The organism is Arthrobacter sp. APC 3897 (assembly GCF_030407495.1).
Taxonomy (GTDB): domain Bacteria; phylum Actinomycetota; class Actinomycetes; order Actinomycetales; family Micrococcaceae; genus Arthrobacter_B.
The window spans coordinates 43,116-69,836 of record NZ_JASDDG010000001.1 but is presented as its reverse complement, the minus strand read 5'-3'; the positions used below and the strand labels follow the sequence as shown (position 1 = coordinate 69,836).

25 protein-coding genes are annotated in these 26,721 nt (G+C 64.8%); 11 read left to right on the top strand and 14 right to left on the bottom strand.

The genetic code is table 11. The annotated features are described in order from the left end of the window. Positions 1-95 precede the first annotated feature (95 nt). Entirely contained in the window at positions 96-1,733 is a 1,638-nt protein-coding gene (locus QMA10_RS00315; protein WP_290165018.1) for an ABC-F family ATP-binding cassette domain-containing protein, read from the bottom strand. A gap of 117 nt (positions 1,734-1,850) precedes the next feature. Between QMA10_RS00315 and QMA10_RS00310 the strand changes: the two genes are divergently transcribed. The 4 genes from QMA10_RS00310 (at position 1,851) to QMA10_RS00295 (ending at position 4,596) form a co-directional block, all read left to right on the top strand. Beyond that, positions 1,851-2,744: an arginase family protein gene (locus QMA10_RS00310; protein ID WP_290165017.1), complete on the top strand. Its 894-nt coding sequence runs from the start codon at positions 1,851-1,853 to the stop codon at positions 2,742-2,744. Positions 2,745-2,895: 151 nt separating this feature from the next. Continuing rightward, on the top strand, positions 2,896-3,561 hold the full coding sequence (locus QMA10_RS00305) for an SDR family oxidoreductase (protein WP_290165016.1): 666 nt from the start codon (positions 2,896-2,898) through the stop codon (positions 3,559-3,561). After that, entirely contained in the window at positions 3,558-3,869 is a 312-nt protein-coding gene (locus QMA10_RS00300; RefSeq protein WP_290165015.1) for a putative quinol monooxygenase, read from the top strand. The genes QMA10_RS00305 and QMA10_RS00300 overlap by 4 nt, the downstream gene beginning before the upstream one ends. 172 nt (positions 3,870-4,041) lie before the next feature. Further along, complete coding sequence (locus QMA10_RS00295) at positions 4,042-4,596, top strand: hypothetical protein (RefSeq protein ID WP_290165014.1); 555 nt, start codon at positions 4,042-4,044, stop codon at positions 4,594-4,596. A 60-nt stretch (positions 4,597-4,656) separates the two neighbouring features. Here QMA10_RS00295 and QMA10_RS00290 read toward each other — a convergent pair whose 3' ends face one another. From QMA10_RS00290 to QMA10_RS00250, 9 genes are all read right to left on the bottom strand, one after another. Next, positions 4,657-6,081 (bottom strand): deoxyribodipyrimidine photo-lyase, encoded by a 1,425-nt coding sequence (locus tag QMA10_RS00290; RefSeq protein ID WP_290165295.1) that lies wholly within the window; start codon positions 6,079-6,081, stop codon positions 4,657-4,659. 57 nt (positions 6,082-6,138) lie between these two features. Then, a complete protein-coding gene (locus QMA10_RS00285) occupies positions 6,139-6,648 on the bottom strand; it encodes a MarR family transcriptional regulator (RefSeq protein WP_290165013.1) in 510 nt (169 codons plus the stop codon). Beyond that, a complete protein-coding gene (locus QMA10_RS00280) occupies positions 6,645-8,357 on the bottom strand; it encodes an AMP-binding protein (protein ID WP_290165012.1) in 1,713 nt (570 codons plus the stop codon). Before QMA10_RS00280 ends, QMA10_RS00285 begins: the two co-directional genes overlap by 4 nt. Continuing rightward, positions 8,354-9,202 carry an enoyl-CoA hydratase/isomerase family protein gene (locus tag QMA10_RS00275; protein ID WP_290165011.1) on the bottom strand — a complete coding sequence of 283 codons (849 nt, stop codon included), beginning with the start codon at positions 9,200-9,202 and terminating at the stop codon, positions 8,354-8,356. The genes QMA10_RS00280 and QMA10_RS00275 overlap by 4 nt, the downstream gene beginning before the upstream one ends. A 27-nt stretch (positions 9,203-9,229) precedes the next feature. Then, positions 9,230-10,753: an aldehyde dehydrogenase family protein gene (locus QMA10_RS00270; RefSeq protein ID WP_290165010.1), complete on the bottom strand. Its 1,524-nt coding sequence runs from the start codon at positions 10,751-10,753 to the stop codon at positions 9,230-9,232. A gap of 102 nt (positions 10,754-10,855) precedes the next feature. Continuing rightward, entirely contained in the window at positions 10,856-11,632 is a 777-nt protein-coding gene (locus QMA10_RS00265) for an enoyl-CoA hydratase (protein ID WP_290165008.1), read from the bottom strand. Beyond that, positions 11,629-12,654: a 3-hydroxyisobutyrate dehydrogenase gene (mmsB, locus tag QMA10_RS00260; RefSeq protein WP_290165006.1), complete on the bottom strand. Its 1,026-nt coding sequence runs from the start codon at positions 12,652-12,654 to the stop codon at positions 11,629-11,631. Before mmsB ends, QMA10_RS00265 begins: the two co-directional genes overlap by 4 nt. Next, positions 12,651-13,772: an enoyl-CoA hydratase/isomerase family protein gene (locus QMA10_RS00255; RefSeq protein ID WP_290165004.1), complete on the bottom strand. Its 1,122-nt coding sequence runs from the start codon at positions 13,770-13,772 to the stop codon at positions 12,651-12,653. The genes mmsB and QMA10_RS00255 overlap by 4 nt, the downstream gene beginning before the upstream one ends. 1 nt (position 13,773) lies before the next feature. After that, positions 13,774-14,910: an acyl-CoA dehydrogenase family protein gene (locus QMA10_RS00250; RefSeq protein ID WP_290165293.1), complete on the bottom strand. Its 1,137-nt coding sequence runs from the start codon at positions 14,908-14,910 to the stop codon at positions 13,774-13,776. 421 nt (positions 14,911-15,331) lie between these two features. Here QMA10_RS00250 and QMA10_RS00245 point away from each other — a divergent pair, with 421 nt between their 5' ends. Together QMA10_RS00245 and QMA10_RS00240 are read left to right on the top strand one after the other, a co-directional pair. After that, entirely contained in the window at positions 15,332-16,402 is a 1,071-nt protein-coding gene (locus QMA10_RS00245; protein WP_290165003.1) for a YeeE/YedE family protein, read from the top strand. A 67-nt stretch (positions 16,403-16,469) separates the two neighbouring features. Next, complete coding sequence (locus QMA10_RS00240) at positions 16,470-16,697, top strand: sulfurtransferase TusA family protein (protein ID WP_104054125.1); 228 nt, start codon at positions 16,470-16,472, stop codon at positions 16,695-16,697. A gap of 53 nt (positions 16,698-16,750) precedes the next feature. On the opposite strand, the gene QMA10_RS00235 is transcribed toward QMA10_RS00240, so the two are convergent. Further along, on the bottom strand, positions 16,751-17,521 hold the full coding sequence (locus tag QMA10_RS00235; RefSeq protein WP_290165001.1) for an enoyl-CoA hydratase/isomerase family protein: 771 nt from the start codon (positions 17,519-17,521) through the stop codon (positions 16,751-16,753). 165 nt (positions 17,522-17,686) lie between these two features. Between QMA10_RS00235 and QMA10_RS00230 the strand changes: the two genes are divergently transcribed. Together QMA10_RS00230 and QMA10_RS00225 are read left to right on the top strand one after the other, a co-directional pair. Next, entirely contained in the window at positions 17,687-19,270 is a 1,584-nt protein-coding gene (locus QMA10_RS00230) for a fatty acyl-CoA synthetase (protein ID WP_290164999.1), read from the top strand. A 55-nt stretch (positions 19,271-19,325) separates the two neighbouring features. Then, complete coding sequence (locus QMA10_RS00225) at positions 19,326-20,135, top strand: SDR family oxidoreductase (protein WP_290164997.1); 810 nt, start codon at positions 19,326-19,328, stop codon at positions 20,133-20,135. 106 nt (positions 20,136-20,241) lie between these two features. Here the strand turns inward: QMA10_RS00225 and QMA10_RS00220 are convergent, their stop codons facing one another. The 3 genes from QMA10_RS00220 to QMA10_RS00210 all read right to left on the bottom strand — a co-directional run bounded on the left by QMA10_RS00220 (position 20,242) and on the right by QMA10_RS00210 (position 23,518). Continuing rightward, positions 20,242-21,831, bottom strand: a complete 1,590-nt coding sequence (locus QMA10_RS00220) for an HNH endonuclease signature motif containing protein (RefSeq protein WP_290164996.1) — start codon at positions 21,829-21,831, stop codon at positions 20,242-20,244. 205 nt (positions 21,832-22,036) lie between these two features. Beyond that, on the bottom strand, positions 22,037-22,786 hold the full coding sequence (locus QMA10_RS00215; RefSeq protein WP_290164994.1) for an SDR family oxidoreductase: 750 nt from the start codon (positions 22,784-22,786) through the stop codon (positions 22,037-22,039). A 12-nt stretch (positions 22,787-22,798) separates the two neighbouring features. Next, the gene (locus QMA10_RS00210; RefSeq protein WP_290164992.1) at positions 22,799-23,518 is read right to left on the bottom strand and encodes a TetR/AcrR family transcriptional regulator C-terminal domain-containing protein; all 720 of its coding nucleotides are present in this window, start codon (positions 23,516-23,518) and stop codon (positions 22,799-22,801) included. Positions 23,519-23,718: 200 nt separating this feature from the next. Here QMA10_RS00210 and QMA10_RS00205 point away from each other — a divergent pair, with 200 nt between their 5' ends. The 3 genes from QMA10_RS00205 (at position 23,719) to QMA10_RS00195 (ending at position 26,719) form a co-directional block, all read left to right on the top strand. After that, complete coding sequence (locus QMA10_RS00205) at positions 23,719-26,055, top strand: transglycosylase domain-containing protein (protein WP_290164990.1); 2,337 nt, start codon at positions 23,719-23,721, stop codon at positions 26,053-26,055. Positions 26,056-26,191: 136 nt separating this feature from the next. Then, complete coding sequence (locus tag QMA10_RS00200) at positions 26,192-26,401, top strand: hypothetical protein (protein ID WP_290164988.1); 210 nt, start codon at positions 26,192-26,194, stop codon at positions 26,399-26,401. A 51-nt stretch (positions 26,402-26,452) separates the two neighbouring features. Continuing rightward, on the top strand, positions 26,453-26,719 hold the full coding sequence (locus QMA10_RS00195) for a GlsB/YeaQ/YmgE family stress response membrane protein (RefSeq protein WP_290164986.1): 267 nt from the start codon (positions 26,453-26,455) through the stop codon (positions 26,717-26,719). The last annotated feature ends 2 nt before the right edge of the window (positions 26,720-26,721 follow it).

The window sequence follows — 26,721 nt, the reverse complement described above, 5'->3', positions numbered from 1 at the left end:
AAAGACCGAGACCATGCGGTTGTGTCGCCTGTCCGGACACACACCGTCCGTTACATTTATCACAATTCCGCGGATGGCTGGTACTCAGGGAAGCCTCACTGAACGGTGACGGATCCTCCGGTGACATCCCAGCGGGCATCGAGCCGAACATTTTCCAGCATCCGCCGGTCATGGGACACCAGCAGCAGGGCTCCCTCGTAGCTCTCCAGCGCCTCTTCCAGCTGCTCGATCGCCGGCAGGTCCAGGTGGTTGGTCGGTTCGTCGAGCACCAGCAGGTTCACTCCGCGGGCCTGCAGCAGCGCCAGGGACGCCCGGGTCCGCTCGCCCGGGGACAGGGAGGCCACCCGGCTGGTCACCTGATCTGCCTTGAGCCCAAACTTGGCCAGCAGCGTGCGGACCTCGGCGCTGTTCATTTCAGGAACGGCCGCCTCAAAAGCGTCCCCCAGAGAGAGATCATGCCGCAGCTGTCCGCGGGCCTGGTCAATCTCCCCCACGGCCACGGAGGAGCCCAGCGATGAACTGCCATCGCTCGGTTCCAGACGTCCCAGCAGCAGCGCCAGCAGGGTGGATTTTCCGGCACCGTTGGGGCCGGTGATGCCGATCCGTTCCCCGGCGTTGATCTGGACTGAAACCGGTCCCAGCGTGAATGATCCGCGCTCCGCGACCGCGTTGTTCAGGGTTGCGACGACGGAGCTGGACCTCGGGGCAGCTCCGATGGTGAACTGCAGCTGCCATTCCTTCCGCGGTTCCTCCACCTCGTCCAGGCGTGCGATCCGGGATTCCATCTGCCGCACCTTCTGTGCCTGCTTTTCGGAGGATTCCATCGACGCCCGGCGCCGGATCTTGTCATTGTCCGGAGATTTCTTCATAGCATTGCGGACACCTTGGGAACTCCATTCCCGGGTGGTGCGGGCACGCGAGACCAGGTCCGCTTTCTTGTCAGCGAATTCTTCATACGCCTCGCGGGCGTGCCGGCGCGCAACGCTGCGCTCCTCCAGGAACGCGTCGTACCCGCCGTCGTACACCGCAACCTTGTTCTGCGCCAGGTCCAGTTCCACCACCGTGGTCACGCAGCGGGCCAGGAACTCCCGGTCATGCGAGACGAGGACGACGCCGCCGCGCAGCCCCTGAACAAACTCCTCCAGCCGGGCCAGCCCGGCAAGGTCCAGGTCATTGGTGGGCTCATCCAGCAGCACAATATCGAACCGGCTCAGCAACAGGGCCGCGAGCGCCACCCGTGCCGCCTGTCCGCCGGACAGCGACGTCATCAGCGCCTCTGCGCCCACGTCCAGTCCAAGCTCGGCCAGCACAGCCGGAATCCGGTCCTCGAGGTCCGCGGCACCACTGGCCAGCCAGTGGTCCAGTGCGACGGCGTAGGCGTCGTCGGCCCCTTTGGCACCGGATCCGAGCCCCTCCGCCGTAGCTTCCATCGCTTCCGTGGCGGCCGCAGCACCGGTGCGGCGCGCAATGTAGCCGGCCACGGTCTCGCCTTCCACGCGTTCGTGCTCCTGGGGAAGCCAGCCAATGAAGGCGTCGGCGGGTGCGGTGGACACGCTGCCGGCCAGGGGTTCCGCGGCACCGGCCAGCAGGCGAAGGAGGGTGGATTTCCCGGCGCCGTTGGAGCCCACCACGCCCACGACGTCGCCCGGGGCGACAGTCAGATTCAAATGCGAGAAAAGGGTGCGGTGTGCGTAGCCGCCGGACAGATCCCGGGCTACGAGTGTTGCAGTCATACCTCCATCCTATTTTGTTTGCGGCCGCCGGTTTTTCGGCGGTGAATTTTGCCGTATTGCCTGCCCGCCCGCCGCCGCACCCTTATCCGCGGCGGCCGTCCGGCGTAAGTTGGGCCCATGAACTCGACCTCTCCCGCCGGTCCCGGCGCCTTGCGCCTGATCTTTCCGCAGTGGCAGGGTGCTTCAGGGCCCGCCGCCCACCAGCTGCATCGGGGGGTGGACGCGCATGACACCCAGCTGACCTACAACCTTGGCCCCGCCCTCCTGCAGCTCATGGCTCCGGACCATGACGGGCCCACAGCGTATGTGCCCGTCAGCACGGACACCGCGGATGAGGCCCTGGCAACGGTCAACGGCATCTACGCGCGCGATGCCGTGGTCCGCCAGCTGCGGGAAGCCCTGAAGATTCTGCGGGATGCGGAACCGAGGTCGGTGGTGACGTTCGGCGGTGAGTGCTCGGTCAGCGTGGCTCCGTTCAGCCATTTGGCCTCTGTGTACGGTGACAGTCTTGCGGTGCTGTGGATCGATGCCCACTCGGACACCGGCGTCCCGGGCGACACCTACACCGGATTCCGTTCCATGGCACTGGCTACCCTGGCGGGCGAGGGGGATGCCGGGATTATCGCTGAACTGCCCGCACTGATACCCCCGGCAAACATCCTGCAGGTCGGACTTCGGCACTGGGATGACGAGGGCATTGCGGTCAAGGAGCGTCTGGGTATCCAGACCGCCGGCATGACCGGCACTCCCCGCGACAACCGCCGGGTGCTGGAATGGATCGCCGGCACCGGCGCACAGCAGCTGGCCGTTCACATTGACCTGGACGTCATTGACCGCCGCGATTTCACGGGTTCGGTGGGCCAAAACACTGACGGGATGCGGATGTCCGACGTCGTCAGCCTGGTGAACGACGCCGCCGCGGCGGCGGATATTGTCGGCCTCAGCCTGACCGAGCACATTCCGACGGAACTGATGCGGCTCGGGGGGCTGCTGCGGGATCTGCCCGTATAAGCTGCACCATAAGCTGCACCGGCACCTCCGTTTTTATTCCCGGCTCACCGCAGTTCACGGGACACTCCGCGCATAGCGGAACAAGTGGGCAGGGCAACCATCAGCGTGCTTATGGTGGGGACCGACACTGATCCCCACGAAAGGACTCACCATGTCACGCATTGCCATCATTGGAGGCCACGGCAAGGTTGCCCTGCACCTCGCCAGGGACCTGAGCGCCAACGGCCACCAGGTCACCTCGCTGTTCCGGAATCCCGATCACACGGCCGATGTTGAAGCCGCCGGAGCCGCCGCCGTCGTCGCCGATGTCGAAAACCTCTCCACAGACGAAATTGCGCAGAAGCTCGCTGGCCAGGACGCTGTAGTGTGGTCTGCCGGCGCAGGCGGCGGATCGGCTGAACGCACCTACGCCGTGGACCGCGATGCCGCCATCCGCTCCATGGACGCCGCCAAGGCTGCCGGTGTGTCGCGCTATGTCATGGTGTCCTACTTCGGTGCCGGACCCGACCACGGAGTTCCGGAAGATGACGGCTTCTACGCCTACGCCGATGCCAAGGCTGCGGCTGATGAATACCTGCGCAGCAGCGGACTGGACTGGACCATCCTGGGACCGAGCGCCCTGACCCTGGATCCGGGCACCGGAAAGATCGAAACCGGCCCCGGCGTCGAGGGCACACAGGTATCCCGCGAGGACGTGGCGCTCGTCGCCGCCGCCGTGCTGGACCGTCCCGCCACCATCGGGCAGACTATCGAATTTAACAACGGTTCGGTCCCGGTCGACGCCGCCCTTGACGCTTTGAAGGAGCAGAACTCATGAGTCTTGTTGTAGTTGCCACGATGGTGCCGAAGCCGGAGTTCCGGGACGAAGTGATTGCGACGCTGGACGAAATCATTGCGCGCGTCCATGCCGAAGATGCCGGCTGTGAGGTCTACAGCCTGAACGAAGGCCGCGACCGCCTGGTCATGATCGAGAAATGGGCCAGCCAGGAAGACCTGCAGGCTCATTCCGTCAGCCCGGCGTTCCAGGCCCTGACCGCCGCACTTGACGGCAAGATGGCACAGGACATGGATGTCCAGATCCTTCAGCCCCATCCGGCCGGCACTCCCGGCCAGGGCCAGGTTTAACCGCAGCCGCCTAGTTGACGGCCCCGGAAACCCCTGCTCAGGAGTTTCCGGGGCCTTTTCATGTCGAAGGCAACGTCAGGCATCCGGTGTGATCAAGGTCCTCTGCCAGTCCACGCGCAGCCCGATAAAATGAGGGAGAAGAAGCCTGGATTCAGATGAAAGTCAGGAGCCCTTGGACCTCACCACCACCCTGCGCCGCATTGACTACGGCCAGCCTTCGGAGCACGGAGGAAGCAGCTATGTGCTGCATACGGCCGACGGAACGTTCCGCACCCAGCCGGACAACATCCGGCCGCGGTCCCTGGCCCTCGCTGTGCCTCTCAATTCCAATCTTGCTGCCCGGCCGCGCCTCACACTGGTGCTCGACGGCGAACGCACCGTGGTGGACTGGCGCCCTGCCGCCGAAGAAGAGCAGCCGCCGGCTGAAGTGTCGCTGCAGGGCGTTGAGTGGGACGGGCACTTTGGCCTGGCCGTGGACTACTACGACACTGCCGCCGCGGCCGCAGCCGCCCCGGACACCCGCTGGGCGGTGGTCCGCAGCGGCCCCGACCGCAGGTTTGTGATCGGCCCCACGGCCGACTATGCCGCAGCTTTCCGGGCAGCACTCGATCACAATCTCTCCGACGACTACCGCGCCGACACTTTTGACGACCGGTACATCGTGATCCAAGCTGCACTCGCCCAGTGGGCCTGCTATGCCGCCGAAGGACCGCGCGAGGAGAGCTGAGCCCGTCCCGGGGCTTCCTGCCGCTGGGCATCTTCCTGCCGCTGAGCATTTTGCTGCCGCTCAGCGAATGCTCTCGTAGGCCTCAAGGGCGTGCCGGCGGGACTCCGTGAGGTCCACCAGTGGTTCGGGGTAGGCGGGAGTCAGTGCCTGGGGAACCCAGCGGGCAATGTAGGCGCCGTCGGGGTCAAAGCGCTTGGCCTGGGTCTGCGGATTGAAGATCCGGAAGAACGGTGCGGCGTCCGCACCGGAACCGGCAACCCACTGCCAGTTGGCAGGATTGCTCGCAGGGTCTGCATCCACCAGGGTCTCCCAGAACCATTCCTCGCCCACCCGCCAGTGGATGCCCAGATTCTTGATCAGGAAACTGGCGGTGACCATCCGCACACGGTTGTGCATCCAGCCTATGCTCCATAGTTGCCGCTGGCCGGCGTCGACGAGCGGAATGCCCGTTCTTCCGGCCTTCCAGGCATCGAGGGGGTCCAGCTCTTCCGGCCGGGATTCCAACGGTGCCTGCGCCTGCTTTCCGCGCAGGATCGCCGGAGTCCGGGGCCCTGCTCCCTCCGGATGGTCCCAGGGAAACCCGTCGAAAGCCGGCCGCAGGTTTTTGGTGGCCAAATCCGGGTTGTGGAAGAGCTGGTGCCAGCAGAATTCGCGCCAGCCAATCTCGGTGCCGAACACGTCCGGTCCGGGTCCTTTCCCGCGCACCCGGGACAGCTCATGCCAAACCTGGAAGGGACTCACGTGCCCCCACCGCAGATAGGGGGAAAGCCTGCTGGTGCCGGGCTTCGCCGGACGGTCGCGGCCGTCGTCGTAATTCTCCACCGGGCCGCCCAGGAAATCACTGAGGGCGGACATTCCGGCTTCTTCACCCGGAATCCAGGCTTCCGCCAGTCCTGCGGTCCAGTCCGGGTGCTGCGGCAGCAGGTTCCAGTCATCCAGGTCCACTCCGGAGGGGATGCCGGCCGGCGGAGCTGCGGCTGGCTCCGGGGCCGAGAGCGGCGCCCGGAAATCCATGGCCGAGACGGTCCGCCAGAACGGGGTGAACACGCGGTACGGCCCCCCGCTGCCGGTCCGCACGGTCCAGGGTTCGTGCAGCAGTGAAGCCTGGAAGCTCTCCGCATGCACCCCCTCCGCTGCAGCCCGCTCCTTGACCGCTGTGTCCACTTCCCGTTCCGGGCCGCCGTAGCGCCGGTTCCAGAAGATCTGTTCCGCACCGGACTGCTGCACGAACGCCGGTACAACCTCGCCGGCAGGTCCCCGCAGCAGTACCAGCGGAATGCCCAGGGCGTCGAGGTCCTCCCGCAGGGACTTCAGTGCGTGGTGCAGCCACCATTTTGCGGCCGCACCCAGCGGCCGAATGCCCGGGGATTCCTCATCCAGAACGTAGAGCGCTGCCGCTTCGCCGCCGTGGACGGCGGCCAGCAAAGCCGGGTTGTCCGCTGTGCGCAGATCATCGCGGAGCCAGACGATGGAGACCACGGGCAGGTCCTTTCCTTGGATACCACGACACTACCCGCCGCCGCCCCGACCCGGCCCTCAATATCATTCATCGAAGTCTCCCGCCCGGCGCCGAAACCGGGTCAGGATGCCGATCAGTGCCGTGAGATCCTCCTGGTCGAACCCCGTGCGGGAAAACACTTCCTCGTTGAGTGCCGAAGCGGCCAGAGGCACAAGTTCCCTGCCGGCAGGAGTGATTTCCACCAGTACGGTCCGCCCGTCGGACGGGTGCGGGCGCCGTGCGGCCAGCCCTGCCTGCTCCAAACGGTCCACGGCATTGGTGACCGATGTCGGGTGCACCTGCAGCCGTGCCCCCGCCTTCGCCATCGGCAGTGCCCCGGTGGCGGTGAAACTCAAAAGGGCCAGCAATTCGAAGCGGGAGAAGGACAGGCCAAACGGCTTGAGGACGCCTTCGACCCGGGTCAGCAGGATCTGGGACGTGCGCATCACGGCAGTCACCGCGGCCATGCCGGCGGCCGCATCACCCCACCCGTGTTCCTCCCAGTGCCGCCGGGCCTCGGCGACGGGGTCCTGACCCAGCGGTTTCGGTGTCACCCGCGCAGCTCCGGAAACTCATCATCCCGGTACTCAATCCCGGTCCGGTCGGCGCCGCCGTCGTTCTCCAGGGCGCGCAGCTGAACCCGGCGGATCTTCCCGGACATGGTTTTAGGCAACTCGTGGAATTCCAGCCGCCGCACCCGCAGGTACGGAGCCAGATGTTCGCGGGCATACCCCAGGATCGCCAACGCGGTGTCCCGGTTCGGTTCCCATCCCTCAGCGAGCGCTACGTAGGCCTTCGGCACCGCCAGGCGCAGCTCGTCGGGAGCGGGAACGACGGCGGCCTCGGCCACCGCCGGGTGCTCGATCAGGACACTTTCGAGTTCAAACGGGCTGATCTTGTAATCAGAGGCCTTGAACACGTCGTCGGTGCGCCCCACATAGGTGATGTAGCCCTCCGGGTTGCGGACTGCCATGTCTCCGGTGTGGAAGTATCCGCCCTCCATCGCCGCTTGGGTGCGTTCCGGATCGCCCCGGTATCCGGTCATAAGGTTCAAGGGGGTTCCGGCGAGGTCCAGGCAGATTTCGCCCTCGTCTGCCGCCTGGCCCGTTGCGGGATCGATGATTACCACCGGAACGCCGGGCAGCGGACGCCCCATGGAGCCCGGGTGCAGCTCGGCGCCGGGAGTGTTCCCCACCAGGGCGGTGGTTTCGGTTTGGCCGAAGCCGTCACGGATGGAAAGCCCCCAGGCCGCCTGCACCTTGGAAATCACTTCCGGGTTCAGCGGCTCGCCGGCACCAATGAGTTCCCGCAGGTGTTCGGGACGTTCCCCGAGGCTGGACTGAATCATCATCCGCCACACCGTGGGCGGAGCGCACAGGCTCGTCACCCCGGCCCGGTGCATCTGTTCCAGCAGTGCCGCCGGACGGAACCGTGCGTAGTTGTAGATGAAGATTGTGGCCTCTGCGTTCCACGGGGCAAAGAAACTGCTCCAGGCGTGCTTGGCCCAGCCCGGGGAGCTGATGTTCAGGTGGACGTCCCCGGGCTGCAGTCCCAGGAAGTACATGGTGGACAGATGCCCCACCGGATAGGAGATCTGGGTGTGTTCCACCAGCTTCGGCCGGCTGGTGGTTCCGGAGGTGAAATAGAAAAGCAGCGGATCCGCGGCCTCGGTGACAGTTTCCAGCGGAACCGGCTCGGCGCTGTAGGCCTGCGCGTAGTCCAGCCATCCGCTGTCCGGCGCCGCAGCGTCCCCTCCGCCCACCAGGATTTTCCGGAAGGACCCGGGCACGTCGTCGAACTTCGCTGCATCACCCGCATTGGCGATCACCCAGCGTGCTCCTCCGCGGCTGATCCGGTCCGCAAGGTCCGTGCTTCCGGCGGCAGAGGCCGTTGGCATGATGACGGCGCCCAGCTTCATGGCCGCGAGCATGGTTTCCCACAGTTCCACCTGGTTACCCAGCATCAGCATCACGGGATCGCCCTGCCTGACCCCCTGGGCCGAGAGCCAGGCGGCTGCCTGGTCTGAGCGGCGCACCATGTCATCGAAGGTGTACTTCTGCTCCGATCCGTCCTCTTCAACGATCCACAGGGCACACGCATCGTTGCCGCGGGCCATGGCGTCAAACCAGTCCACAGCCCAGTTGAACGGCCCTTCCAGCTGCGGCCAGGAAAATGATTCCACGGCCTTTTCATAGCTGCCGGTCAAAGCAAGCAGCTCGTCACGCGCAGTACGGAACATTGTGGTGGCACTGTTCTGGTTCATCGTGCTTTTTCCTCGTCTTTGGGGGTGTCAGCTGTGATTTTTGGTGTGCGGTCCGGCCCGGTCCAGGTGAACTCCGGCTCTTCCTTGGCCAGGAAGGCGCGGACACCGATGACCGGATCCGGTGCCTGCGCCATGTGCGTCTGCCACCGGTTGCTGGCCTCTTCCACCGCGGTCCTGCTGCCGGGGGCCGCAATAACGTCCACCAGTTCCTTCATGGCCTGCAGGGAGAGCTGGGACCGGCCGGCCAGCCGTTGGGCAAAGGCGGCAACGTCGGTCCAAAAATCGGCCTGCGGAATAACGCGCTCAACCAGGCCCAGCCGCAGTGCCTGTTCGGCCGGGACAAAGTCTCCGCTGAACAACAGGTATTTGGCGGCACCGGGGCCGGCCAGCCGGACCAGCCGCTCGATTCCGGAGAGCGGATAGACAATGCCGATCTTGGCCGGAGTGATGCCGAAAACGGCCCGGTCCGAAGCCAGCCGGAAGTCACAGGCTCCGGCGACCTGCCAGGCGCCGCCCAGGCAATAACCGTCCACGGCGGCAACAACCGGCTTGGGGAACGAGGCAATGGCCTCCTCCCCCGCCGTGACGTCGCCGCCGTCGTGCAGTCCGTTGTCCGGATTGTGCAGGATGGCCTTCAGGTCGGAGATATCCGCACCCGCAGAGAAATCATCTCCGCCGCCGCGGATGATGACCACCTTGACGGCGGGGTCATCCGCCAGCGGAGCGAGCACGACGGCGAACTGCCGCCACATCCGCGAGGTCAGGGCGTTGCGGCGGCCCGGGTTGGACATGCTGACCGTGGCCACCGGGCCGTCCACCGCAACCTGCAGAGTACCTTTGCTCATGGAGTTCCCCGCCCGTTCCCCAACGCCTCAGCCGCGCAGCTTAACGTTGATCTGCTTGGTCTGGGTAAACCCTGCCAGCATGCCCTCGAGCGACACTTCACGGCCGATGCCGCTCTGCTTGTAGCCGCCGTAGGACTGGCCGACCACCTGGCCGCCGCCCTGGTTCACCTGCACCCAGCCGGCGTCCACGCGGTGGGCGGTGTTCAGTGCGTTGTCCAGGTTGTGCGACCAGACGTAGGCCGCCAGCCCGTAGTGCGAATCATTTGCCATCCGGATCACGTCCTCGGTATCCCGCCATGGAATGGCGACAAGCACCGGTCCGAAAATCTCTTCCTGTGCCAGACGGAAATCGTTGCGTCCTCCGCCAAAGACGGTGGGCAGGTGGAAGTAGCCCTCGGTGAGCGGCCCTTCAGCGGGAACGTCACCGCCCAGCAGGGTCTTCATTGAGCTCCGGCCGTCGTCGAGATAACCGCTGATGGAGGAGAACTGGCTGTTGTTGATGATGGCGCCCATGTCAGTGGCCTCATCCAGCGGGTTGCCCACAACCAGGGCGCCCAGCTTGACGGTGAGCCGTTCCAGGACTTCGTCGTAGATGTCTTCGTGCAGGAACAGCCGGGACCCGGCGGTGCAGCTCTGGCCCTGCCGGGTGAAGCGGGAGGCCAGGAGCAGCCCGTCAATGAGGTCCTCATCGACGGCATCGGGAAAGACGATCGAGGGGTTCTTTCCGCCCAGTTCCAGCGAGACATGGGCCAGCCGTTCACCGGCGGTCCGGGCGACGCCGCGGCCCACCTCGGTGGAACCGGTGAAGGAGACCTTGTCCACGCCGGGATGCTCAGCCAGGGCCGCGCCAATGACGCTTCCGCGGCCGGTGACGGCGTTGACGGTTCCGGCCGGAAGGTGCCGCGAGCAGATTTCGGCCAGCAGCAGGATGGTGAGCGGTGCGTCGTCGGCGGCCTTCAGGATGACAGTGTTTCCGGCTGCCAGGGCAGCCGGCAGCTTGAAGCCGGCAATCATGAGCGGAGAGTTCCACGGAAGGATGCAGGCCACAACGCCCAGCGGTTCCAGCCGCGTGTACTGCAGCTGTCCGTCCCCGGCCGGCAGCGTCACGCCCTTGACCTCACCGGAGATGCCCGCAAAGTAGCGGAACAGCGCCACCAGCGTGGTGACTTCCGGACGGGCCTGGGTGCGCAGGGCGTTGCCGGTATCCAGGGCAGTCAGCCGGGCAAAGTCCTCGGCCCGCGCTTCGATGTCGTCCGCGATCAGGGACAGCGCCCGCGCCCGGGCGGTGAAGTGGACGTTGCGCCAGCCGGGAAACGCTTCCCGCGCGGCATTCACCGCCCGGTCAATGTCCTCGGGGCCCGCGGCCGGAACCCGCGCGATGACGGTTTCCCGCTTGGCGGGATTCATCACGTCCCGCCATTCACCGGAGGCGGCTTCCACCGGTTCTCCGCCGATCCACATGGGCTGGTCGACGCCGGACAGAAACGAGCTGTAGTCCGAAGTCTCGTGAGCTGGGGCCGCCGAATCCGACGGAATGTTGAGCTGGGTCATGATGCCTCGTTCTCGAGTGGGAGGGGCGGGGAAACCGGCGGTGTCAGTTGGCGGTGGTGTCAGTTGGCGGTGGTGTCTGCTGCTGGTGGTGCCTGCCGGCGGTTAGCGGTTCTTGAAGTCCGGCTTGCGCTTCTCAATAAACGCGGCCATGCCTTCCTTCTGGTCTTCGAGCGCAAAGACGGAATGGAACACGCGGCGCTCCAGGCGGATGCCGGAGTCCAGGCTGGTCTCAAAGGCGGCGTTCACCAGTTCCTTGCCGAGCATGGCCACGGGAGCTGACATGGAGGCGATCGTCTCGGCGGTGGACCGGGCGTCGTCGAGCAGGTCGGCGGCAGGCACAACACGGGAGACCAGCCCTGCGCGTTCGGCCTCTTCGGCGCCGATGGTTCGACCGGTGAGGATCATTTCCATGGCCTTGGCCTTGCCCACGGCACGCGTCAGCCGCTGCGAGCCGCCGATGCCGGGGATCACGCCGAGCTTGATCTCAGGCTGACCGAACTTGGCTGTTTCGGCGGCAATGATGAAGTCACACAGCAGTGCCAGTTCGCAGCCTCCGCCCAGGGCATGGCCGGCGACGGCGGCGATCACCGGGGTGCGCACGGCCGCGAGGGTATCCCAGCCGCGGAACCAGTTGCCCAGATACATGTCCATGTACGTTTTTTCGGACATTTCCTTGATGTCCGCGCCGGCGGCAAAAGCCCGTTCGGATCCGGTGATGACAATGGCGCCAATGTCCGGATCATTGTCCAGCTCCGTCGCGGCAGACACCACGTCCTGCATCATCCCGAAGTTCAGGGCGTTCAGCGCCTTGGGCCGGTTCAGCGTAATGATGCCTACCCGTCCGCTGCGCTCCAGGAGGATGTTTTCGTACTCGTTCATACTGCTCCGCTCTGTTCTGCCGGCTGCTGACCGGCGGTATTGCTGTTAAGGTCGCTGCTGCTGTTGGGGTCGCTGCTGCTCATGTCACCGGTGCCTGCACGAATGGTCTTGATGACGGCTGAAAAGTCTTCTCCCCCGCTGCCGGATTCCGTCAGTTCCCGGAAAATCTCACCGGCTCTGCGGCCCAGCTCGGCGCGGACACCGGTGGAGTCCAGCGCATCGGCGGCCAGCCCCAGATCCTTCGCCATCAGGGCCGCGGCGAAACCCGGCCGGTAATCACGGTTGGCCGGACTGGTGGGAACCGGACCGGGAACCGGACAGTTGGTGGTCAGCGCCCAGCACTGGCCGGATGCCGCCGAGGCAACGTCAAACAGTGCCTGGTGCGTCAGGCCGAGCTCTTCACCCAGGACAAACGCTTCGCTGACGGCAATCATGGATACGCCAAGAATCATGTTGTTGCAGATCTTTGCTGCCTGGCCGGCTCCGGGACCGCCGCAGTGAACCACGCGCCCGCCCATGACTTCAAGCAGGGGAAGCGCCGCTGCAAAGTCTTCCTCCGCGCCGCCCGCCATGAAGGTCAGGGTTCCGGCCTCGGCACCTACCACCCCGCCGGACACCGGAGCGTCCAGGCCGCGGTGGCCGGTCTCCAGCATCAGGGCGTGGGCCGTGGTGGCGTCGTCCACCGATATGGTCGAGCATTCCAGGAACAGGGCATCGGGAGCTGCTGCCGCAAGCAGACCCACCATGGTGCCGTCTCCGGACAGTGCATTGAGCACATGGGTTCCGGTGGGCAGCATGGTGATGACGACGCCGGCACCGGACACCGCTTCGTCAGCGGAGGCAGCCATGCGAATCCCCGCCGCGGCGGCTTTCTGCGCTGCGGCCGGAACCGGGTCATAGCCGGTGACGGAATAACCGGCGGCCACCAGGTTGGCGGCCATGGGACCGCCCATGTTGCCCAGCCCGATGAAACCTATCTGCGGGCCCTGCCCTTGCATCTGCGTACCCTGCTTGTCCGTCATCGCTGCTCCTGGCTGATCAATTCGTCGCTGCTTCCACTGGTTTGCTGCTTTTCCCACAGGTCGGGGCCGTCGAGCGGGGCAAAGTAGGAATCCACGTCCGTCTGGCGAACCTCCGCGAGGGTAGCCGGGGTCCACTGCGGGTTGCGGTCCTTGTCGACCACCTGGGCGCGGACGCCCTCGGCGAAGTCGGGTGCAGTCAGGGCATGGAGGGAAACACGGTACTCCTGCTCCAGCACGCTGCGCAGTTCCGGAAGTTCCCGCGCCCGGCGCAGTGACTGCAGCGTTACCTTGAGCGCAGACGGGGACTTTGTCAGCACGACGGCGGCAGCCTTCTTCGCCTCCCCGGTTTCCGAACGGAGCAGTGCATCAACGATGGTCTCCACATCCTCGTGGGCGAAACACTCATCAATCCATTCCCGGGCTGCAGCCAGCGGGGCCTCCGGGGGCTCCTGCGCAAAGTCCCGCAGGACGTCCTCAGCCTGCCGGTGCTCCAGCTCAGCTGAGAGTTCCCCAAGCCGGGAGCTGTCCACATAAATGTCTGCCAGGCCCAACAGCAGGGCGTCGGCTCCGGTCATGGTTCCCGCGGTGAGGGCAGCGTAAGTGCCCAGCTCACCGGGTGCCCGCGACAGCAGGTAGGTGCCGCCGACGTCGGGCACAAAGCCGATTCCCGTTTCCGGCATCCCCACTTTGGTGCGTTCAGTAACAACCCGGTGCCGGGCATGTGCGGACACGCCGACGCCGCCGCCCAGCACAATGCCGTCCATCAGGGCCACATACGGCTTGGGGTAGCTGCTGATCCGGGCGTTGAGCTGATACTCCCCGGCCCAGAAGCTCGCCGATTCCCTGCCCCCGTTGCCGGCATCCCGGTACAGGGCCACAATGTCACCGCCTGCGCAGAGCCCGCGCTCTCCGGCACCGGACAGCAGGACGGTGGCCACGCCGTCGTCGTGCTCCCACTCGTCCAGGGCGCCCGCGATCAGGGAGACCATATTGGCCGTCAGCGCGTTGATTGCCCCGGGCCGGTTGAGGATGATGTGGCCCAGATGCCCGCGGCGTTCGAGGCGGACCTCGGGCTCGGAAGACCGGGATGTTTCAGCGGCGCTGGGTGTTTCGGCCATCTCAGGCCTCCGCCAGCGTTCGCCCGACAATGAGCTGCATAATCTCGTTGGAGCCTTCCAGTATTTGGTGGACCCGCAGGTCCCGGACAATTTTCTCCAGGCCGTATTCGGAGAGGTACCCGTAGCCCCCGTGCAGCTGCAAAGCCTCGTTGGCGACCTTGAATGCGTTGTCAGTGGCAACCCGTTTGGCAATGGCACAGAGTTTGACGACGTCGTCAGTACCCCGGTCCAGCGCGTCGGCGCCGCGCCACAGCATGGTGCGTGCCGTCTGCAGATCCATTTCCATATCCGCCAGCCGGAACATGAGGGAGGACTGTTCAATGAGCGGTTTGCCGAAAGCCGTGCGCTCCTTCAGGTACGCCACGGTTTTGTCCAGCGCTGCCTGGGCTCCGCCCAGGGAACACGCTCCCATGTTGAGGCGTCCGCCGTTCAGGCCCTTCATGGCAATGCCGAAACCGGCGCCCTCTTCGCCGAGCCGGTTGGCTACCGGCACCCGCAGATCGGTAAAGATCACCTGGGCGGTGGGCTGCGCGTTCCAGCCCATCTTGCGTTCGGAGGGCCCAAAGGAAAGCCCCGGTGTGTCAGCCGGCACGACGATCGCGCTGATGCCGCGGGGACCGGCCCCGCTGGTGCGGGCCATGACAATGTAATAGCTGGAGGACCCGGCCCCGGAAATGAACTGTTTGACGCCGTTGAGCACGTACTCATCACCGTCACGTTCAGCCTTGGTGGCGAGCGCCGCCGCATCCGAGCCTGCACCGGGTTCCGTCAGGCAATAGCTTCCCAGCGACTGCATGGAGGCCAGCTCCGGAATCCACCGGGCGCGCTGATCCGCGCTGCCGAAGGTGTCGATCATCCACACCACCATGTTGTGGATGGAAATGTAGGCGGCAATGGAAGGGTCCGCTTTGGAAAGTTCCTCGAAAATCAGGACGGCATCCGACCTGGACAAGCCTGATCCGCCGTATTCCTCGGCTGCGTAGATGGCACCCATGCCAAGTTCTCCGGCCTGGGCCAGGACGTCCACCGGGAAATGCTTCGTTTCATCCCATTTCGCCGCGTTTGGGGCGAGGGCGTCGGAAGCAAATTCCCGAACCATATCCCTAATGGCCTGCTGGTCCTGCGTCAGTTCGAACATGGTCCGCCCTTCATTGGTGCCGTGACGCCCAACATACTTGGACTCCCTAGTAATTACTAGGGGTTCCAAGGACTCTTTCTTCCGGGCCCCTGTGCCCCGTCTCGAATTAACTGATGTTTCTTTCCAGCCGGCGTCACATTTGGACCGCCACCGGCAGCGTCTGCAAGAATTCCCGAACCGGCTGTTACTGCCGGAATTACGTTGCGCGCCGCCGTTGAGTGCGGCCCCTAAACGTTCTGAATTTCCTCCTTATTCCCGCCCTGTCACAGGGCTTCATGCGCGTTCACGCGGCGCCATGATCCTTGGCGTGCCCCCGCTTCCGGGCCTAGCGTTGCCAAGCTGCGGGCAGTTCTCCCGCAGCCTCAGGAACCCCGCTGGAATTCATCCCCCGGGATTCACCTCCCCCGCAAAAGGAGTACCCATGCTTATCTCCGGCCTTTTTGTCGGCATGGCCCTGGGCTTTGTCATGCAGCGAGGGCGCTTCTGCGTCACCGGTGCCTTCCGGGACATCTGGGTCACGCGCAACACGCGCTGGCTGACCGCCTTTCTGGTGGTGGTTGCGGTCCAGAGCGTAGGTGTTTTCGCTCTGGACGCCGCCGGCGTCATTTCCCTCAATTCCGGCCCGTTCCCGTGGCTGGCCACCATTGTTGGCGGTTTCATTTTCGGATTTGCCATCATTCTGGCCGGCGGGTGTGCCACCGGTACGTATTACCGTGCCGGTGAAGGCCTGGTGGGGAGCTGGCTCGCCCTCATCACCTATGCGCTCTTTGCCGCCGTCATGAAGACGGGACCGCTGTCCGGCTTCAATACCTCCATGCGCTCGGTGACCGTTGAACAGAGCAACTTCTATTCAGTGCTCAATGTTTCACCCTGGCTCTTTGTCGCCCTTCTGGTGGCTGGCGTTGCCCTGGCAGTCCGCCATCACCTGAACAAACCGCAATTCAAAATGGCCACACCGCCGGCCTCAAAAACGGGACTGGCACACCTGTTGTTTGAAAAGCCGTGGAATGCGTTTGCCACCGCAGTGGTCATTGGACTAATCGCCATTGCGGCGTGGCCGCTGAGCTGGGCCACCGGCCGGGAGGCAGGGCTGGGGATCACCACGCCCTCCTCCAACGCGGTCAATTACTTGGTCACAGGAGATCCAGAACTTGTGGACTGGGGCGTACTGCTGGTTGCCGGCATCCTGCTGGGGTCCTACATCGCCGCAAAGGGCAGCGGAGAATTCCGTATCCGGGTTCCCGACGCGGTCACAGTGCTGAAGAGCCTGGGCGGCGGTGCCCTCATGGGTATCGGAGCCGCACTGGCAGGCGGCTGCACCATCGGCAACGCCATGGTGGAGACCGCACAGTTCAGCTTCCAGGGCTGGACGGCGATGGTGTTCATGATCCTGGGCACCGGTTTGGGTGCGCGGCTCACCATCATGAACCGCCGGCCATCCTCAGGATCCGGCCAGGCAAGGGTTCCCGCCCCCACCGCAGCACGCAGCTAATCCGCTAAATCCCCCGACAACAACCAACCCGCCCTTGAACCGGCGGTTCCCGAAAGGAAGTATCCCGATGGCACAGGTAACCCTCGAAACCAACGGACAGGTCTGCCCCTTCCCCCTCGTCGAAGCCAAGGACGCCATGACCACCCTGGCGGCAGGCGACGAACTGGTGATCAACTTCGACTGCACCCAGGCCACCGACGCCATTCCGCGCTGGGCCGCTGAAAACAACTATCCGGTCACCGATTTTTCCAAGATCGGTCCGGCGGAATGGTCCATCACGGTCCAAAAGGCCTGAGCCTCCTGAACTCCGGTGCGGCACCCCGGGACCCCGGGGTGCCGCAGCCGGTTCTAGGTGCTGGACCGAGCGGCAAAGACTGCAAGCCGTTCCCGGGTGTCCGCTGAATCGGCCATCGACGCGATGGTTTCAGCTTCCTCCTGCAGGTGCGCCTCATAGCCTGCCAGGCTCCGCGCACGCAGCAGCCGCTTGGTGGGCCCCAGCACGGCAACGGCTCCGGCGGCCAGCTGCCGTCCCAGCTCCTCTGCCCGGCCGGCGAGGTCCTCAGCGGCCGCCACTTCATTAATCAGGCCCCATTCCAGGGCTTCGGCATGGTTGGCCACCCGTCCCGTGAGACACATTTCGGCAGCGCGGCGCGGCCCGGCCAGTTCGGGCAGCAGATAGGACACCCCGCAGTCAGGTGTCAGTCCCACTCCGGCATAGGCGCTCAGGAACCGGGCCCGCGGCGAGGCAAGAATGAAATCCGAGTTCAGCACCAGGCCCAGGCCCGCACCGGCTGCCGGGCCGTTCACCACCGCGATGCTGATCAGCCGCGACTTAACCAGAGCCATGACTGCCTCGTGCAGTTTGCCTGCCAGCTCCTTCAGGAACCCGCTCTGATCCGCAGCGGCCGCCATCGCAGCCACATCTCCTCCGGCACAGAAGAACCTGCCGCTGCCCTGCAGCAGCAGGACATGGCAGTCCGCGCGGGTTTCCGCCTCAGCGAGGGCCGCGCACAGCTCCTCTGCCAGGACCAGGCCAAGGGCATTCGCCTGGTCCGGCCGGTTCAGCGTCAGCCGCGCCAGCGCGCCGTCGTACTCGAGCGTGAGATGGCGGTAGGTCATGCGGCAGTTCTCCTCGTGTGTGGGCGGTCATCCGGCTGCGTGCCAGTCTAACCGGGGCGGACAGCATCTTCCCCCCGGCCGCCGGCTGGGACAGAATGTGGGCCAACAGGTCCGCGGAAGCGCATGGGTGCCGACGCGGCAAGCAGTCGATTATGGGGGTTCCGTGTGTCCGTCAGTCCGTTTGTTTCACTGTCCCGCAGCCAGACGCTGGGCGATCTCCCCCGGCGAAGCGCCCGGCGCTTCCCCACCCGGACCGCCGTCGTTGACGGCACCACCCGTCTCACCTTCGCGGATTTCGAGCGCACGGTAGCCGCGGCTGCAGCCGCCATCCAGTCCCGCGGCATGGCGCCGGGAGACCGCCTGGCCCTGCTCTCGCGCAATACGTGGCAGTTTGCGGCGCTGGCCTTTGCCACGGCCCGCGCCGGTGTGGTCCTGGTGCCGATCAACTTCATGCTCGGAGCGGACGAAGTGGCGTACGTGCTGGACCACAGCGGTGCCACAGCATTTGTGGCCCAGGATGCGCTGGTTCCGGTGGCCGAAGCCGCCATGGAAGCCGCGGAAACCGACGTCGTCGTTGTCCGCTCCAGCATCTGCAGCGGCCCGGTTCCGGCCGGCTGGGAGAACGTGCAGGACTGGTTCGAATTCGACCGCGGGACCGTGGAGCCTCCCCTGGTGGCGGATGATGATCCGGTGCGGCTGATGTACACCTCGGGTACCGAGTCACGGCCCAAGGGAGCGCTCATGTCCAGCCGGTCGCTGATGTGGGAGTACGTCTCCGCGGTGGTCGACGGCAGCATGACCGCCAATGACGTTGATCTGCACACTTTGCCGCTGTACCACTGTGCCCAGCTGGACTGTTTCCTGGGCCCGGACATATATCTCGGTGCCACCAGCATCATCCTTCCGGCTCCCGATCCGACGGCCATCCTGGCGACCATCGAACAGGAAAAGGTCACCAAATTCTTCGCTCCTCCGACGGTTTGGATCTCCCTGCTGCGCTCGCCCCTGTTCGACTCGGCCGATTTGTCCTCTCTGCGCAAGGGCTATTACGGGGCATCCGCTATGCCCGTCCAGGTGTTGAAGGAGCTGCAGGAGCGTCTGCCGGACGTACGGTTCTGGAACTTCTACGGCCAGACGGAAATGGCGCCGGTGGCCACCATTCTCGGTCCGGAGGACCAGCTGGCCCATGCCGGGTCAGCCGGCCGGCCGTCCCTGAACGTGGAAACCGCCGTGGTTGATGACGAGGACCGTCCCGTGCCTGCCGGAACGGTCGGCGAGATCGTCCACCGCAGTCCGCACGCCACCCTGGGCTATTACCGCGACCCAGAACGCACCGCCGAGGCTTTCGCCAACGGCTGGTTCCATTCAGGCGATCTGGGATATTTCGACGACGAAGGTTACCTGAGCGTGGTGGACCGCAAGAAGGACATGATCAAGTCCGGCGGAGAGAACGTAGCCAGCCGTGAGGTGGAAGAGGCCATCTACCGCCTTGAGGGAGTTGCCGAGGCTGCAGTGTTTGGGGTCCCCCATCCGCACTGGGTGGAAGCCGTTGCCGCGGTGGTGGTTCCGCGGCCCGGCGTGGAAATGATGCCGGAGGACGTGATGGCACACACCCGCAGCCTGCTGGCCGGGTACAAGACACCGAAATACGTGATCATTGCCGAGTCGCTTCCTAAAAACCCCAGCGGCAAAATCGTCAAACGGCAGTTGCGGGACCAGCACACGGGACTGGGTACTGTTGGGGCATGAAACCCGGACGCAATCACCGCGAGGATCAGGTTAGCGCTCGATGGCGGCTGAGTCTTTGACTACACCCCTTCCGTTCACCGGCCGCACGGCGGTCATCACCGGGGTCAGCCGGCGGCAGGGGATCGGCTTTTCCGTAGCTTCCCGGCTGGCCCGGATGGGTGCGAACCTCTATTTGGCGCATTATTCTCCGCACGATGCGGACCAGCCCTGGGGTGCGGATTCGATTGACGACGTCATCGGCGCACTACAGAGTTACCTCACCGACGGGGCGCGCATGGAACACTCCAGCGTCGACTTGGCCGATCCCGGGAGTGCCGAACAGTTGATTCGGGACGCTGCCGCTGCGATGGGTCATCTGGACATCTTGATTTGCAACCATGCGCGCAGCGGCGGTGACGGCCCGCTGGCAGTGATGACAGCCGATACGCTCGATGCCCACTGGCAGGTCAATACCCGTTCCACCCTTCTGGCCACCCGCGAGTTTTCCGGTCAGCACGACGGGCGCCCCGGAGGACGGGTTATATGGATGACGTCGGGTCAGATTAACGGCGGGGTCATGGAGGACGAGATTGCCTACGCAACGTCGAAGGCCGCTCTGGCCGGAATCACACCGTCCGTAGCTGCGGACCTGATTCGCCGCGGGATTGTCCTGAATACCGTGAACCCGGGTCCGGTCAATACCGGCTATCTGGACATCGGGACCGCCGACCGTTCCCCCGAAGTCCTTGCCGAGGTTCTTTCGCGGTTTCCCGGCGGCCGGTTCGGTGAACCGGATGACCCGGCACGGCTCATTGCTTGGCTGGTCAGCGATGAGGGACGGTGGATGGTGGGACAGATACTGACCAGTGACGGCGGGTTCCGCTGAGCAGCCGGCTAAGTGTTCGCCCCTGTTACAGCAGGTAAGCGCTCAGCTCTGTAACAAGTGATCAGGTGGGTGACAGGCCATCCGTTCGGCGGGTCATGAGCCAGGCCTAGAAGGGTGGTGGGTCGTCGCCGTCGTCAGGGAGCTCGTCGGCAGGGATCCAGCCCGACATCGGGATAAGTGCGGGCTTCGCGGCGTCTTTGTCCGGTTCCCGGCATGATCCGGTATCCAATCGCATGGTCGGTCCCGTAGCTGGTCGCGTGGTCGTTCCGGCGGCGGCCAGGGTGAGGTGCGGATCGGTCCGGTAGGTCAGCCCGCCGGGCGACGTCCACTCAATAATCCCCGGGACACGCTGCCGGGCTTTCCAGAAACCCCGGGACTTGAACATGTGATGCCGCCGGCACAGATACTCCAAATTGTCGTGGTCCGTGGCCCCGCCGCGGGACCACGGTGTGGTGTGGTCAATCTCGGAGATCACGGCATTGGTCCGGCATCCCGGGAACCGGCACGTCCCGTCCCGGGCCCGGAGCCAGCGCTGCAGCCCGGGAGGAACTTTCCGCCGCCGTCCGACCCGCAGAACCTCATGGGTGTCCGGGTGCCGTTCCACCGGTGTCCAGCGGGCTGCTTCCCGGGCCAGCCGGCGGGCGGTTTCGGCGGTGATGGGTCCGTATCCGTGCAGTTCCGCGGGCTGTTCATCGGCACCGAAGAGTGTTTCGGCGGTGATCAGCACCAGAATCTCAGCCCGCGCCCGCGCCCGGGCATGGGCCTTGTTCTTCCTGCCCGCGGCCGTGCCGCCGGCACGGCTGCCTTCGTTGCAGCTGCCTTCAATACCGCCGTCTTCGTCTCCGTTGTTTTCGGTTCCGCTGCCTTCGTTACGGCTGTCTCCGTTACCGCTGGCATCCTCATCCCTGTCGCCCTCGAGCAGGTCAGTGAGGATGTCAGCCCGCAACTGATCCACACCCCGCCGATCCCCAGCACCCTGCTCACCCCGCGCCGCAGTACTCAACTGCGTGAAGATCAGCTGGGCGCGTGCTGCCGGCAACAACGCCGAAAGCCAGGACATGCCGTCCTCATCCGGCGCCAAACACACCCGCCGCGCCTCGAACGCACTCTTATGCCGGACCGGGATAGTCTCCGGGTACCGGCCCTCCCGCAACCTGCGGGCCTTCACCCGGAACTGCGACACTGTCTGCCCCGCCGCTGCCAGCTCCAGCAGATCCGCCTCAAAACCGGCCAGCTCAGCCGCCGGAACATTCAGGGACTGGTCCAACACGGTCTGGACCTGCCCGTACCCCAGCACCCCCTCCTCCAACCGGCCCAGGGAGGCGGTGTGGGTGGTGCACAGCCGTCCGGCGTCACTCATCAACATTTTCGCGGTGTTCGTGGGCACATGCAGGATCGCGGCCGCTTCCTCCGCTGCCAGACTGAAGGTCAGGGCCGGATCCTCCCGGCCCACTTCCTGAAGCAGATCATCGCGGAAGAGGATTTCCATCCGGTGCAGGACTTTAGCCTGCTGGGCCTGAGCCCACCGGGTCAGGGAATCCAACCGGGACAACACCGCCCCGGCCTCATCCTGGGTTAGGAACTGAACACCCTGCACCGCCAGCGAACCCGTGAACCCGTCACGGTTAGACGCACCCGGGTGAATGTTCTCGGTTCCCCGCGCAGCGGTGGCTGGCCCGGCCGTGAAAACTGACAAGCTCGCACCCACTCCTGTGCCTTCGCGTCGGAAAGATCCGTCCTGATCCATGTCTTGAGGCTTTCACCCGGCACCGACATTTCCGGCGAGAAAAGGCCCCGAAAATCCCCCTGACAGGGCATTCTCGGGGCCTTCACATACCCGTCTTTTCCATACAACTACCTGGGCCCCGGAGGGAGCCCGCAAGAAGGCGGAAAAGGACCTGCTAGTACAGCTTGATGCTGCCTCCGTCGGCCATCAGGGTCTGACCCGTCAGGTAGCGGGACTCATCACTGGCCAGGAACGCCACGATGGGAGCAATATCCGTTTCCGGGTCGCCCAGGCGTCCCAGCGGAACACCGTTGACAACTTCCTGGTAAGCCTCGGGGTAGGCCTTGCTCCACTGGACAATGCCGGGAGTGAGCGCCACGGGGCTGACAACGTTGACGCGGATACCGTCTGCGGCCCACTCGTTGGCGGCCGTCCGGGTGATTGCCCGGATAGCTTCCTTGGCGGCGGCGTAGGCAACCTGGTTGGGCAGGCCCTTGATACCGGCGCCGGAGCCGAAGTTGACGATGCTGCCGCGGGTCTTCTTCAGCTCGGGGTGTGCTGCCTGCATCAGGTACAGGGTGGCCATGGTTCCTGTGCCGAAGGAAAGGTTCCAGATTTCCGGAGTGGTCTCCAGGATGGGTGCCTGCTTGGAGGCATGGGCATTGTTGACCAGGATGTCCAGTTGGCCAAACCGCTCCACGGTCTCGGCCACAATCTCCGCAGCGCTTTCGGGCAGCGAGATGTCCTTGCAGATGAAGATGGCTTCACCCAGTTCCGCCAGGTCCGCCACCAGCTTGTCGCCCTGTTCCTGGTTAATATCGACGATCGCCACCTTGGCACCTTCAGAAAGGAAATGCCGGACGATGCCCTGACCGATCCCGCCGGCTCCGCCGGTGACAATGGCCGTTTTGTTGCTCAGTTTCACTGTTGCTCCTTCTTAGTGGGCGGACGGCGGCTGTTGCGCTGCCCGGGGTTGTTCGATGCGTGCCTGAATGCCGCGCAAAAAACTGTCCACGGCAAAGTTCAGGGACCTGCGGGATGCGTCAAAGGTGATGCCGCGCCTGCGAAAGGCGGCGGCCAGACCCGCATCGGCTTCGCCCTTGTCTCCGGCGCTGCCGACGTCGCCTTCCAGGCGTACGACGGCGTTGGGCCGCGAGGGCCGGTTCACACCGGGTCCGGGGTTGGCAGCGAGAGCGAGAGTGGAAGTCCCGATCACGACGGCGGAAATGCCCACGACGCAGTCGAAGCACTCCTCGGAGGACAGCCCGGCGTCCTGCAGTGCACTCAGCAGATGTTCCAGCTCAGCCGTTGGAGCCATGTCGAGTAGGCGGCTGGGTCCAAGGACAATCTGCAGCAGCCAGGGATGCTGAACGAATCCTTCCCAGAGCGATACCGCAAGCCGGCGGAGCATCTCCTGCCAGGACGCCGGTGGAAGCGGGATCAGTGCAGACCGGCGGGCGGTTTGGCCGGCCATGGCAAGCAGGAGTGCTTCGCGGTTTTCGACGTGGCGGTACAGGGCCATCGCAGAGACGCCAAGGGTCTCGGCAACACGCCTCATGGAGACGGACTCGAGCCCTTCCCGGTCCGCCAGGGTGACTGCGCACGCAGCAATGGCCTGCGCAGACAGCTCAGGGCGGCGCTGCTCGGAAGTCGACATGTATACAGCGTATACCTGAAAGACCCTCAATCACGCCGGACCCGGCACCTCAATGTGATCTTTTTCTCAGGACCGTGTCGCTGCAGCACCGTCTGTCAGCGGGGAAACGCATGCGGGGCAACGAAAGAGGGCAAGGTTCTACATCCGCAACACGGCCTGCGTCAAGATGAATCCACAGAAACGCGTTGTATCTTGGGCGGATGCGACAAAACAACTCCTCCATGCTGGGCAGACTCGGCACCTCCGGCCGGCTGGTGTTGTTCCTGCTGGTCAGCGCCTTCTGCGGAGCGCTAGTGGCAGGAATTTTCATTCCCACTGCAGCCGTCGGCGCCTCCGGCGCAAACATTGTCCTGAACGCCATGGAAGACCTGCCCGACGAGTTCCAAAACGGACCGCTGGACGAGGGCTCCAAGATCTACTCTGCTGACGGTGTGCTGCTTGCCTCCTTCTACGCGCAGAACCGGATCCCGGTCACGCTGGACAAGATCTCACCGGCCATGCAGGACGCAATTATCGCCATTGAGGACAACCGGTTCTACGAGCACGGCGGAGTTGACGCCAAGGGCGTTGCCCGCGCACTGGCCTCCAACCTGACCAAGGACAGCACCCAGGGTGCCTCCACGCTGACCATGCAGTACGTCAACAACGTCCTCATTGACCAGGGTGTTGCGGAAGGCAAGAGCGGTGATGACCTCACCATCAGCGGAACCAAGAACATCACCGACAAGCTCCGTGAAGCAAAGCTCGCCCTGGCTGTCGAGAATGAGTACTCCAAGGACCAAATCCTGGAGGGGTACCTGAACATCGTGCTGTTCAGCGGCCGCACCTACGGCATTGAAGCAGCGGCCCAGAACTTCTTCGGCATCCCCGCCGCGGACCTCAACATTGCGCAGTCAGCCATGCTCGCCGGAATGGTCCAGTCCCCGAACAACTTCAACCCCTTTACGAACCCGGAGGGCACACGGGACCGCCGTGACACCGTTCTCGCAGCAATGCTGCGCTACGAGAAAATCACCCAGCAGGAGTACGACGCCGCCGTTGCCTCCGATCTGCAGCTGAACCCCCAGCCCGCAGCGGACTCAGGGTGCGTGGGAGCCAATATGGCCGATTACTTCTGCAGCTACGTGGAGCAGGTCATCCTGTCTTCCGAGGAGTTCGGCGTGGATGAAACTGCCCGCGCCAAGCTGCTGGCCCGCGGCGGGCTGACCATTACCACCACACTGGACTCACGGCTCCAGGAACAGGCCCAGACCCAGATTGAGGCCCAGGTTCCCGTGGGCGACGCCTCAGGAGCGGGTTCCGCCATGGTGTCTGTGGAACCGGGCACAGGAAAGATCCTGGCCATGGCCCAGAACACCAATTACACCCCTGAGGAAGGCGCCGGCAACACTCAGCTGAACTTCAACGTAGATTCGGATATGGGCGGGACCTCGTACGGTTTCCAGCCCGGCTCCACCATGAAGCCGTTCACCACGGTTGCGTGGCTTGAGGCCGGCGGCAGTATTGACGACGTCATTGATGCCTCACGCACCACGTATCCCGCCGGTTATGACTGGACCGCCAGCTGCCTGCCGGAGGACGCGTACTTCGATGAATGGAAATTCAAGAACGCCCAGGACGGTTATGAACGCAGCATGACCGTCGGTGACGGACTGACCTGGTCTGCCAACACGGCCACAGTGGCACAGGCATCTCAGCTGGACCTGTGCGACATCCGTGACGCCGCCACGCGCATGGGCGTGCACCGCGCCGTCGACGGCGAAGCCCTGGAAGTGAATAATCCGTCCTTCGTCCTGGGCGGGCAGGAAGTGTCGCCGCTGACCATGGCGGCCGCCTACGCCACCTTCGCCAGCGGCGGGGAGTACTGCGAACCCATCGCCCTCACCCAGGTAAGCGATTCCCGGGGCAACGCCTACGCCGTCCCCGAGGAACAGTGCGAGCGCGCCATCTCCGAAGAGATCGCCCGGGAAGTGTCCGAACCGCTGCAGAACCTGGTGAACAGCGGCCCCGGCGCCCTGGAGCCGCTGGGTGTCCCCGCGGCTGCCAAAACCGGCACCACTGACGTTTCCGAGCAGACTTGGACCGTGGGTTACACCCAGGGCATCTCGACCGCCTCATGGGTGGGCAACTGGACGTCCTATGCATCGCTGAACAACCTGCCTATCAACGGCGTTGCGCGCAGCTATGTGGACGGCTCCACTATTGCAGGCGCCCAGTGGACTGACTACATGCGGGCCGTGGCTGGGCTTTATTCCACCGGTGAGCTGACCGATCCGAACCGGGTCCCGGTTCGGTCTCCGCTGCCGGAACAGTGGCAGGCACCGCAGGAACAGCCGCGGGAGGATCCTGCGCCTTCCCCGGAGACTCCGTCGGAGCCTGAGCCGGCCCCGGCTCCAACCAGTGAACCGGCAGCTCCCGCCGTCCCGGAGACCCCGGAACCGTCGGAGCCGGCAGCCCCGGCCCCCACGCTGAGTCCGGCGCCTGCGGAGCCGCCTGTCGAGCCGGCACCGGCGGTTTCACCGACTACCGGGCCTTAGCAGCACCACTTCTCACCGCAGCACCAGTCATCAACGAATGCTCCGCAGCCTCAGGGCTGCGGAGCATTTTGCTGTGCCCACACGAGCGGAAACGTCTGCCCTTGTGCCGGGGTGGAACTCCCCGCACTCTGGAGGCATGAAACTCATGCGGCACCATGGCGATTTGCCCAGCCCGTCCGTGAGTCGGGGACTCGTGCTGCCCGCCGTCAGTGCCGGGACTCTGACCATCGGTGCCCTCTCGCTGGAAGTTGCTGCCGTGGGCGCGGTGGCGGTGGGGGCACTGGCTACCAACAACCCCCATTCGTGGCCCGGGTCCGGCAGCACATACGATGGTCAGGGCACTTAGTACCCTACGGAGGCTCCGCGGGGTCCGGACCCCTCAGTAAAGGAAGACACCATGATCGGTTTCATTGTTGCAGGACTCGTTATCGGCGCCCTCGCTCGCCTGATCAAGCCGGGAAAGCAGAACCTGAGCCTGCTGGCCACGCTGCTGCTCGGTCTCGCCGGATCCGTGATCGGCGGCGTGATCGCCAACCTCGTGGGCACCGGAGACATTTTTGAGCTGAATATCTTCGGCTTCATTGTTGCCGTGATTGCGGCAGTCCTGCTGATCGGCGTTGCTGAGAGCATGTCCGGCCGCGGCAAAGGCCAGGTCCGCCGCTAGCT

Coding starts and splice junctions, on each gene's coding strand:
- QMA10_RS00315 (WP_290165018.1), bottom strand. CDS start 1,733: ATGACTGCAACACTCGTAGCCCGGGATCTGTCCGGCGGCTACGCACAC.
- QMA10_RS00310 (WP_290165017.1), top strand. CDS start 1,851: ATGAACTCGACCTCTCCCGCCGGTCCCGGCGCCTTGCGCCTGATCTTT.
- QMA10_RS00305 (WP_290165016.1), top strand. CDS start 2,896: ATGTCACGCATTGCCATCATTGGAGGCCACGGCAAGGTTGCCCTGCAC.
- QMA10_RS00300 (WP_290165015.1), top strand. CDS start 3,558: ATGAGTCTTGTTGTAGTTGCCACGATGGTGCCGAAGCCGGAGTTCCGG.
- QMA10_RS00280 (WP_290165012.1), bottom strand. CDS start 8,357: ATGAACCAGAACAGTGCCACCACAATGTTCCGTACTGCGCGTGACGAG.
- QMA10_RS00275 (WP_290165011.1), bottom strand. CDS start 9,202: ATGAGCAAAGGTACTCTGCAGGTTGCGGTGGACGGCCCGGTGGCCACG.
- QMA10_RS00270 (WP_290165010.1), bottom strand. CDS start 10,753: ATGACCCAGCTCAACATTCCGTCGGATTCGGCGGCCCCAGCTCACGAG.
- QMA10_RS00265 (WP_290165008.1), bottom strand. CDS start 11,632: ATGAACGAGTACGAAAACATCCTCCTGGAGCGCAGCGGACGGGTAGGC.
- mmsB (WP_290165006.1), bottom strand. CDS start 12,654: ATGACGGACAAGCAGGGTACGCAGATGCAAGGGCAGGGCCCGCAGATA.
- QMA10_RS00255 (WP_290165004.1), bottom strand. CDS start 13,772: ATGGCCGAAACACCCAGCGCCGCTGAAACATCCCGGTCTTCCGAGCCC.
- QMA10_RS00250 (WP_290165293.1), bottom strand. CDS start 14,910: ATGTTCGAACTGACGCAGGACCAGCAGGCCATTAGGGATATGGTTCGG.
- QMA10_RS00245 (WP_290165003.1), top strand. CDS start 15,332: ATGCTTATCTCCGGCCTTTTTGTCGGCATGGCCCTGGGCTTTGTCATG.
- QMA10_RS00240 (WP_104054125.1), top strand. CDS start 16,470: ATGGCACAGGTAACCCTCGAAACCAACGGACAGGTCTGCCCCTTCCCC.
- QMA10_RS00235 (WP_290165001.1), bottom strand. CDS start 17,521: ATGACCTACCGCCATCTCACGCTCGAGTACGACGGCGCGCTGGCGCGG.
- QMA10_RS00210 (WP_290164992.1), bottom strand. CDS start 23,518: ATGTCGACTTCCGAGCAGCGCCGCCCTGAGCTGTCTGCGCAGGCCATT.
- QMA10_RS00205 (WP_290164990.1), top strand. CDS start 23,719: ATGCGACAAAACAACTCCTCCATGCTGGGCAGACTCGGCACCTCCGGC.
- QMA10_RS00200 (WP_290164988.1), top strand. CDS start 26,192: ATGAAACTCATGCGGCACCATGGCGATTTGCCCAGCCCGTCCGTGAGT.
- QMA10_RS00195 (WP_290164986.1), top strand. CDS start 26,453: ATGATCGGTTTCATTGTTGCAGGACTCGTTATCGGCGCCCTCGCTCGC.